The sequence below is a fragment of the Methylobacterium sp. WL18 genome, assembly GCF_008040015.1.
GTDB lineage: Bacteria > Pseudomonadota > Alphaproteobacteria > Rhizobiales > Beijerinckiaceae > Methylobacterium > Methylobacterium mesophilicum.
In genome coordinates this window covers 1-1,791 of the sequence record NZ_VRVD01000816.1, presented here as the reverse complement: position 1 = coordinate 1,791, position 1,791 = coordinate 1, and the positions used below count along the sequence as shown (strand labels likewise).

The following is a 1,791-nucleotide window of genomic DNA, read 5'->3' as shown; positions in this document are numbered from 1 at the left end:
GGTGCGGCGGCGGCCGGTGGGCCAGCCGCCAGGCCAGGCGCAGGCCGGTCAGGACCAGCACGGTGATCCCGACCGACTTGTGCCACTGGTAGAGCGGGAACAGGCGCATCGGCGCCAGCCCGGCATGCGTCATGGTCAGGCCCATGCCGATCAGGGCGAGCACGCCCAGCGCGCTCGCCCAGTGCAGCAGGATGGCCACCGCGGAGTAGCGCCGCGCCGCTGAGTCGGGTGCCATGACCATCCTCCCGTCCCGGAGTTCCGGGTCAGTCCTGCCGCTCGAAGGCGCCCGCGATGGTCAGGTGCAGGTCGTCGCCGATCAGCGGCACGTAGGTCTTCACCCCGAACTCGGAGCGCTTGAGCGTGCCGGTGGCGTCGAAGCCGACCGTGACCTTCTTGCTCAGCGGGTTCACGCCGGCCCCGACCAGGGTGACGTCCAGCGTCACCGGCTTGGTCACGCCATGCAGCGTGAGGTTGCCGGCCACCTTCGCCTTGTCCTTCCCCTCGGGGGTGACCTTGGTGGACACGAAAGTCATCTCGGGGAACTTGCCCGCGTCGAGCCACTGGTCGCCCTTCAGCTCGTCGGTGAGCTTGGCGCTTGTCGTGGTCACCGAGGCGACCGGGATCTTGATCGACAGCTTCGCGGCCGCCGGGTTCTTGGGCTGCAGGTCGAGGGTCCCGGACACGTCCGAGAAGCCGCCGGCATAGTTCGAGAAGCCCATATGGGAGACCCGCCAGCCGACCTGGGTGTGGTTGGGATCGACCGCGTAGGCGCCGGCCTGGATCTGGGCCGGGTCGCGGGTCGGCGGGGTCTGGGCCAGGACCGGAGTGGCGACCAAGACCGGGGTGGCGATCAGGAAAGCCAGAAGGCCGGAGGCGAGAATCGACTTCAAGGGTGTCTCCTACAGGTGACGATCATGCGCGATTCGGTGCGCCGCAGCAGCGCTGTAGACCCGTTCACGGCCGCGGTTGAGCCTGCTATCCGGAACCCCATGGTTGCGAGAACGGAAACCTTCCAGGGCGGACTCGACGACGTGCGCGCCTTCTGCACGGTCGTCGATCTCGGCACCGTCACGGCCGCGGCCGCGAGCCTGCGGGAAACCAAGGGCAGCGTCAGCCGGCGCCTCTCCCGGCTGGAACGGGCGCTCGGCACCCGGCTGATGGCCCGAACCTCCCGGGCGGTCTCGCCCACCGCGGAGGGCCTGGCGTTCTACGCCAAGGCCCACGAGAGCCTGGCCCTGCTCGACGAGGCCGCCGAGACCGCCCGCGACGCCCGGACGGTGCCGGCCGGGCACCTGCGGATGACCACCTCCATCGACTTCGGGATCGAGGTGATGCCCGAGATCGTCGCGAGCTTCCGGGCGGCCTATCCGCAGATCACGGTCGAGATGCTGAACACCGATGCCCGCCTCGACCTGGCGGCCAACCGGATCGACCTCGCCCTGCGGCTGGGCGGCGCGGAGGAGACCGGCTACCGGGCCGTCGTCCTGGCGACCCTGGCGGTCGGCCTCTACGCCGCGCCCGCCTACCTGCTGCGCCGTCCCGCGCCGGCCGACCTGGCCGGGCTGCACGGCCACGACCTGATCCTCTCCCAGGAGCGGCTGGGCTCGGGGGCCCTGCCCCTCACCGATGGGCGCGGCCAGTCCGAGCAGGTCGTCATGAGCCCGGCCATCCGGGTCAGCGATTTCGCGACCGTCCACCGCCTGACCCTGGCAGGGGCCGGGATCGGCCATATCCCGAGCCTCGTGGCCGCCCGGGCGGTCGCGGCGGGCCAGCTCGTGCGCGTGCTGGCCC

Annotated in this window: 3 protein-coding genes; 1 reads left to right on the top strand and 2 read right to left on the bottom strand. The window is 71.2% G+C overall.

Annotated features, from left to right (window positions below; translation table 11 throughout):
• Together FV228_RS28630 and FV228_RS28625 are read right to left on the bottom strand one after the other, a co-directional pair.
• Window positions 1–235 (bottom strand): cytochrome b/b6 domain-containing protein (locus tag FV228_RS28630; protein WP_187277951.1); only part of this gene is annotated, 235 nt, incomplete at its 3' end.
• Window positions 236–263: 28 nt separating this feature from the next.
• The gene (locus tag FV228_RS28625; protein ID WP_147857573.1) at window positions 264–890 is read right to left on the bottom strand and encodes a YceI family protein; all 627 of its coding nucleotides are present in this window, start codon (window positions 888–890) and stop codon (window positions 264–266) included.
• A gap of 99 nt (window positions 891–989) precedes the next feature.
• Between FV228_RS28625 and FV228_RS28620 the strand changes: the two genes are divergently transcribed.
• A partial coding sequence (locus FV228_RS28620) for a LysR family transcriptional regulator (protein WP_147857572.1) occupies window positions 990–1,791 on the top strand: 802 nt, incomplete at its 3' end.